Here is a 6,532-nt window from a genome sequence, read left to right on the forward strand (position 1 = left end):
CGGAGGCGTGCCGATGACCGAGCTGCGCTGGCTCATGGTGCTGACGGAGAACGAGGCGATCCTCGACCCCCGCGACCTCGGCGGCCTGGTCGAGGTCGCGCGCGTGGCCGAGGCGAACGGCGTCGACGGCGTGATGCTCTCCGAGCACGTGCTGCTGGGGCCGGACTCCGGGGCGGCGGGCACGATGGCCAACCCGCGCGACTACGCGGCCCCCGGCAACCAGTCGCCGGCGTACCCGTGGCCCAACAGCGTGGTGCTGCTCTCGGCCATCGCGCAGGCGACGTCGTCGCTGCGGCTGGTGGCCGGCGCCATCATCGCGCCGCTGCGCCACCCCTTGCTGCTGGCCAAGGAGCTCGGCACGCTCGACCTGCTCAGCCAGGGCCGCCTCGTGGTGCTGCCCACGGTGAGCTGGAGCCGCGACGAGTACGCCGCCCTCGGCGTCCCGTTCGCCGAGCGCGGCAAGATCCTCGACGAGCAGCTCGAGGTGCTCGCGAAGGCCTGGGGCCCCTACCCGATCAGCCACGACGGGCCGCGGTTCCCCTTCCGCGACGTGTGGCTCGAGCCGGGCGCGTGGACGGCGTCGGGCCCTCCGCTGTGGTTCGGCGGGCAGGGCATGCCCCCGCACGTCGTGCGCCGCATCGCCCGCTACGGCAGCGGGCTCAACCCCTTCGGCGCGCTCACCGACGACGACATGGCGGCGCTCGCCGCGGGGATGCGCGAGGCCGGGCGCGACCTGTCCGACCTCGATCTCGTCGGGGGGATCCGGGGCCGTTTCACCGGCCCCGACGACGTCGCCGACGTCGACGAGGCGCTGCGCGACCTCCCACGCCAGGTCGAGCAGGGGTTCACCACGATCTGCTTCAAGCCGGCGATGTTCTGCCGCAGCGTCGACGACGTGCCGGCCCTGTGCCGCCACCTCGTCGACGAGGGCCGGCGGCTCGTCGGCGGCTGATCCCGCGACACACGGAAGGAGGCCCCGGGGACGTGTCCCCGGGGCCTCCTTCGACGTGCGGTGCGGACTCAGGTCACCAGGTCGGCGACAGCGTCCTCGTTCTCGCCGGACAGCCGCAGCTTGCCGACGATGGTGCCCACCACGAACATCACGAACGGCAGGAGCACCAGCACCCAGCCCGTGGTGTTGAGGCCCCACGGCTCGGTGGTGGGGTCGACGCCGTCCTGCACGGTGCCGGCCAGCAGGCCGAACCGCGAGGCCAGCAGCCACAGGCCGATGCCGAGACCGAAGATCGACAGCAGCGGAGCCATGATCGAGGCCCAGATCGACGCCTCGCCCCGGTGCCGGGAGAAGAACGCGATCACGGCGACCGACACCAGGATCTCGACGAACACGATGGCGAGCACCGCGAGGCCGGAGGTCCAGTAGAAGAGGTTGACGATCGGGTCGAGGTTGTCGAAGGCGAAGATCAGGATGACGATCAGCGAGATGACCGACGTCGTGATCGTCGCGGTCCACGGGGCCCCGCGGCGGTTGACCCGGTCGAGCGCCTTCGGCAGCACGCCCGCGCGGCCCATCGCGTAGAAGTACCGGGCGGCGGAGTTCTGGAACGCCAGCAGGCCGGCGAACAGCGAGCTCACCACGAGCCAGCTCATGACGTCGCGCATCCACGAGCCGACGTAGGTCTCGGCGACCGTGAACAGCACGTTGGCCGGGTCGGCCAGGGGAGCGCCGTCCACCGTGGAGAGCTCGACGGTCTTGTCGATCACGGTCGAGGCGCCGAGGCCGGTGACGATGGCGAACGCGGTGAAGCCGAAGATCACCGTGATCGTGATGACGGCGAGGTAGGTCGCCCGCGGCACCGTGCGGTGCGGGTCGCGCGACTCCTCGCCGTAGATCGCGGTGGCCTCGAAGCCGATGTAGGACGCGAACGCGAAAGCGAGCGCGATGCCCGCGGTGCTGGCCAGGCCGCCGGAGAAGATGTTCGAGGGCAGGAACGACGCGCCGAGGTCGATGCCCTCGGGCTTGCTGCCGGAGAACAGCACGGCGAACGCCGTGACCACGAGGGAGAGCAGCTCGAGGCTCATGAGCACGCCGAGCACCTTCGCGCCGACGTCCACCGAGAGGGCGGACAGGCCGGTGACGAGCACCCAGGCGATGAGGGTCCACACGTACCAGGGCCAGTCGACGCTGAACGTGGAGTTCATCTGGCCGGACACCACGCCGCCGAAGAAGCCGAACACGGCGAGCTGGACGGCGAGGTAGGCGACGAGCGACACGAACGCCGACCCGACACCGGGGATGATCCCGAGGCCGCGGCCGACGAAGGCGAAGAACGCGCCCACGTTGGTGACCTTGGTGGCCATCGCGGCGTAGCCCACCGAGAACAGCAGCAGGATGATGCCGACGACGACGTAGGCACCCGGCGCGGCGGCGCCGTTGCCCAGGACGATCGCCACGGGCACCGCGCCGGTCATGCCGACGAGCGGTGCCGCCGCGGCGACGACGAAGAAGACGATGCCGAGGATGCCGAGCCGTCCTCGGTGCAGTGCCGTCTCGGGGGTCTCCTGCGGCGCAGGCTGGAGCTGGGTCATGCGGCTCTCCTCGCGGGGCCTGGTCGGGGGGCGGGCATGATCGTACGGATACGAACGATCCGTAAGAGTGGCGCGCGTCACCACGGCCGTCAAGGGTTTCGGGTCAGTTTTGTTCGGTTGCGAAGAAGTTGTGACCACCTGCGGTGGTCAGCGTGCCCAGTCCGGCGGCCGGGCAGGGGTGGGGCCGTCGTCCCCGCCCCTGGGTACGGTCCGTCGTGGTGGCTCGGCCGGCCGGGCGCCGTGCTCGAACCGCCGGGTCCGGTCCGCCAGGGACCGGTCGGCGGCGTCACCGAGGGGGCACACCGTGTCGCGAGTCCGCGTCCACAATTTCACGATCTCGCTCGACGGCTTCGGCACCGGCGAGGACCTGTCCCTCGACGCGCCCTTCGGCCACGCGGGCCACCGGCTGCACGAGTGGATGTTCGCCACCCGGTTCGGCCGCAGCACCGTGCTCGGGCAGCCCGGCGGCAGCGAGGGGGTGGACGACGCCCTGGCCGAGCGGTACGGGCCGGGGATCGGCGCGGAGATCATGGGCGCGGGCAAGTTCGGCCCGCCCGGCTGGCAGGACGACCCTGACTGGCGCGGCTGGTGGGGCGAGGACCCGCCGTTCGGCACCCCGACGTTCGTGCTCACCCACCGCCCCCGGCCGTCGCTGACGATGCAGGGGGGCACGACGTTCCACTTCCTCGACGCCTCCCCCGAGGAGGCCCTCGCCGTCGCACGGGAGGCCGCGGCGGGTCAGGACGTGCGCATCGGCGGCGGCCCGACCATGCTGCGCTCCTTCCTCGCCGCGGGGCTCGTCGACCATCTCCACGTGGTGCAGGTGCCGATCCTGCTCGGTCGCGGCGTGCGCCTCTGGGACGGGCTCGAGGGATGGGAGCAGGGCTACCGCGTCGAGGTGGTCTCCTCGCCCGGCGGCGTCACCCACCTCACCTTCACCCGCTGACGCCCAACCCCGTCTCACGCGACACTGGGCGCGTGCTGTGCCGACCCACGACGCTCCCGGACGGGTCCGTGCGCTCGCCCACCGGAGCGGTGCTGCGCCGGATGCCGCGCACCCTGACGCGCCGGGAGTGCGACGAGCTGGTCCGTGCCGGGGCTCCGCTGATGACCGACGTCTACCCGGACGGCCTGCTGTGGTGGGACGGCGAGGACGCCCTCGCCCGGTGGGCCGAGGTCTCGCCTCTGGTGGTCAGGCGCCGGCTGCCCTCGGTGCACGAGGGCTGGATCGCGCACGTCTGGGACAGCGACGACGGCGACCGCGCCCTGCACCTCACCGGCTGGCACTGACCTCACCTCACCGCGCGGGCTCGCCCGCGCAGCACGCATCCCGCAGCACTGCGCAGGGCCTGGATCATCTGCCATCCTCGGGAGACGAGGGGTGCGGCGTCGGACGGGGGCACGATGCACGTGATCAAGGCAGCGGCAGTGCTCATCGCCGCGTCGGCCATGGCTGCCTGTACCGCCGCACCGGCTCCCCCCTCCGTCGGCTCGTCGCAGCCGCCGGCCGCGCCGGGTCCGGTGGCCGACCGCGACCTGCAGCTGCGGCCGGTGCTCACGTTGGAGTCCGCGCACTGCACACCGGGATCGACGCCCGCCCCCGTGTCGGCGAGCCCGATCCGGGCGTGCGCGGCTGACGGGACGATCCAGTACACCCTCGGTCCGGCGGCCGTCACGGGCTCCCAGGTGCAGACCATCGCCGTGGGAAGTGGATCGGTGCCCGGCACTGCGGAGATCGACATCACCTCGACGCGGCGGGCGCAGCGGCCCTGGCCGCCGTCACCGGCGAGGTCTCCCAGCTGCCGGAGCCCCGGACGGAACTGGCGATCTACGTGCACGGCCGGGTGCAGAGCGCGCCCTACGTCAGCAGTGCGATCGAAGGTGGCTCGATGATTATCACGGGCGACTTCACGACGGCGGAGGCGCAGGCCATCGTCGACAGCCTGATGACCCACACCTGAGCGGATGCGCGACGGCTGAGAGCCTGCGCCATCACCAGCCCGAGACGTCCGATGCCGGACCGTGTCTCGGCGCGCGGATCACGGGAGGGCGTCGTACCCCTCGTCGGCGAGCCACGCTCTGGCGCGTCCGAGTCGCCGTTCTGCGGACAGGACTCTCCAGTGGACGCGGTACTGCTCGTGCCGGTCGAGGGCGGACTGGAAGCGTCGGAACGCACCCCGCCCGTGGAGGGCCAGCGTGAGGTCGTCCCGAGCGGAGCGGTCGGTCACGGTGGCCGTGAAGTCGACCATGTCCTGGTAGGCCGCGCGGCTCCCGTCGCCGTCCACGTCGAGCCACCGGTGGGGGTCGGGGTCGCCCTCCGGGTCGAGATCGTCGACCTGCCCGTCATCGACGACCTCCATCGGCCAGACGTCGCCCGTCGTCAGGTCAAGGTAGCCACCGCGGGGATCGCCTAGAACGTCTGCCAGCATGTCGAGGTCGATCGCGGCAGCGGCCCGGCCCGTCGAGGTGCCGGCGGACAATGCCGAGAGCAGCTCGACGAGCACATCATCGCCGGTCCAGCAACGCGCGCTCAGCGCGTCCATCAGCCGTGCCGTCGCGGCGGCACCGTCCGGCCCGGCGTCGAGCGCGATGATCCCGGCCGGGCCGGAGGCCTGCAGCAGGCCGACGTCGACTCCACCGGCTACGGGCCGCGCGCAGAGGCTCGGGTCACGGCGTGCGGCCGAGGACGTCAGTGCCCGCCAGCTCGACTCGATGACGTCGCGGTCGCTCACCCGACCACCCTGACCTACCTCACGACCACGGGCAATCCCATGGCCGCTCCCGACGATCAGTCGAGCACTCTCGGTACGTACGCGCGCTCAGGACCCCTCGCCGGCGGGGGCGGGCCCCGGGGACAACTCGAGTGATGCTCCCTTGCGGAACGCCCAGTAAGCCTCAGCGACGTCCGGGTCAATCTCGACCGGCAGCCCCGAGTACCTGCGATCTTGCCCGTCCCGGTGGGGCCCAGAGACCCAGAAGTTCTCGCCGGTCTCGACGTCGTAGTGATTGGCGTCGAAAGAGCGAAAGTGTCGAAGCGTGCGCCCCTTGAAGTACACCGTCCGACCGGACTTCGAGAAGGAGACCCGGCTGATCCACGCCGGCCCCCGGTCGACGTCGTAGCCGGTCTTCAGCTCGACGTACATGACGCGATCTCGCACGAGGAAAGGATGCGTCATCGCGCCTGCGGCTGGCGAGCGCGATCGGCACTTCCGCTGGGTCAATCGCCCAGGAACCATAGGTAGGTGTGCGGGCGCCTCATGTGCTCTGCCACGAGGACTCGGAGTCCAGCGAGGAGCGCGCCTCGTTCATCGGAGGCGTCCGCACTCTGTAGACGATCGAGTTCGGCCAGCAGCCTCGGGACCTGCTGTCGGTTAAAGCACGTATCCCCGTAAGGGTCGACGCTCGCCAGCATGGGAGAGTCGTCCCCGTTGCCAATCACAAGAGGGAAAGGCACCTCTGGTCGATCTGGGGCCACTCGCTGGGACGGCGACAACTGCTCCTGCACGTCACGGATCGACGCGACGCGATCGCCCCGTTCGGCGCGGACGACGACAGAGATTGGCACGCCCACATCCTGCCGCAGTAGGTTCCATGCCAGAACTCAGATGGACCTGTCAGCGCGAGTCAGAACGGCACATCTGCTCGGGCTAGGTCACTCCTCGACGGAGTCGAGACCGCGGAGGTTGCCTACCAAGAAGGCGATGGCGGCCGCGTCCTGCTCCGGTGTGAGCGGTCCAAGATCGGCACTCGACTCGCCGCCAATGACCTGGCGCAGAAGCACCCACGGCCAGGCAATCGGTCCTGAGTCGTACTGCCTCCGCACCCGCTCCTCGAGGACAGCAAGCCGATTGCGGCCCTCGGCCAGGTCGAACCCCTGAACGAGGAAGACTGTCCGCTCGTAGGTGGGCCTGCCGGTGTACATGCCGGGGCGGTGTTCGATCTCGTCCAACAACTCAGCCCAGGTCACAGCTCGAGTCTGGCACGA

The 6,532-nt window shown here is 70.9% G+C and carries 7 protein-coding genes; 3 read left to right on the forward strand and 4 right to left on the reverse strand.

Annotated elements, in window-relative coordinates; translation table 11 throughout:
- The first annotated feature begins 13 nt into the window (after window positions 1–13).
- Window positions 14–952: a TIGR03619 family F420-dependent LLM class oxidoreductase gene (locus tag GC157_11390; GenBank protein MBI1378067.1), complete on the forward strand. Its 939-nt coding sequence runs from the start codon at window positions 14–16 to the stop codon at window positions 950–952.
- Between the two features lie 68 nt (window positions 953–1,020).
- On the opposite strand, the gene GC157_11395 is transcribed toward GC157_11390, so the two are convergent.
- A complete protein-coding gene (locus GC157_11395; protein MBI1378068.1) occupies window positions 1,021–2,547 on the reverse strand; it encodes an amino acid permease in 1,527 nt (508 codons plus the stop codon).
- Between the two features lie 304 nt (window positions 2,548–2,851).
- Between GC157_11395 and GC157_11400 the strand changes: the two genes are divergently transcribed.
- Both GC157_11400 and GC157_11405 read left to right on the forward strand, forming a co-directional pair.
- Complete coding sequence (locus GC157_11400; GenBank protein MBI1378069.1) at window positions 2,852–3,493, forward strand: dihydrofolate reductase; 642 nt, start codon at window positions 2,852–2,854, stop codon at window positions 3,491–3,493.
- 32 nt (window positions 3,494–3,525) lie between these two features.
- Window positions 3,526–3,837 carry a hypothetical protein gene (locus GC157_11405; GenBank protein ID MBI1378070.1) on the forward strand — a complete coding sequence of 104 codons (312 nt, stop codon included), beginning with the start codon at window positions 3,526–3,528 and terminating at the stop codon, window positions 3,835–3,837.
- Window positions 3,838–4,586: 749 nt separating this feature from the next.
- On the opposite strand, the gene GC157_11410 is transcribed toward GC157_11405, so the two are convergent.
- The 3 genes from GC157_11410 to GC157_11420 all read right to left on the reverse strand — a co-directional run bounded on the left by GC157_11410 (window position 4,587) and on the right by GC157_11420 (window position 6,514).
- Window positions 4,587–5,279 carry a hypothetical protein gene (locus GC157_11410; GenBank protein ID MBI1378071.1) on the reverse strand — a complete coding sequence of 231 codons (693 nt, stop codon included), beginning with the start codon at window positions 5,277–5,279 and terminating at the stop codon, window positions 4,587–4,589.
- A gap of 87 nt (window positions 5,280–5,366) precedes the next feature.
- Window positions 5,367–5,690: a hypothetical protein gene (locus GC157_11415; GenBank protein ID MBI1378072.1), complete on the reverse strand. Its 324-nt coding sequence runs from the start codon at window positions 5,688–5,690 to the stop codon at window positions 5,367–5,369.
- Window positions 5,691–6,199: 509 nt separating this feature from the next.
- Window positions 6,200–6,514 (reverse strand): hypothetical protein, encoded by a 315-nt coding sequence (locus tag GC157_11420; protein MBI1378073.1) that lies wholly within the window; start codon window positions 6,512–6,514, stop codon window positions 6,200–6,202.
- Between the last annotated feature and the right edge of the window lie 18 nt (window positions 6,515–6,532).

It is taken from the genome of Frankiales bacterium, assembly GCA_016125335.1.
In the GTDB taxonomy this organism is placed as follows: domain Bacteria; phylum Actinomycetota; class Actinomycetes; order S36-B12; family CAIYMF01; genus Longivirga.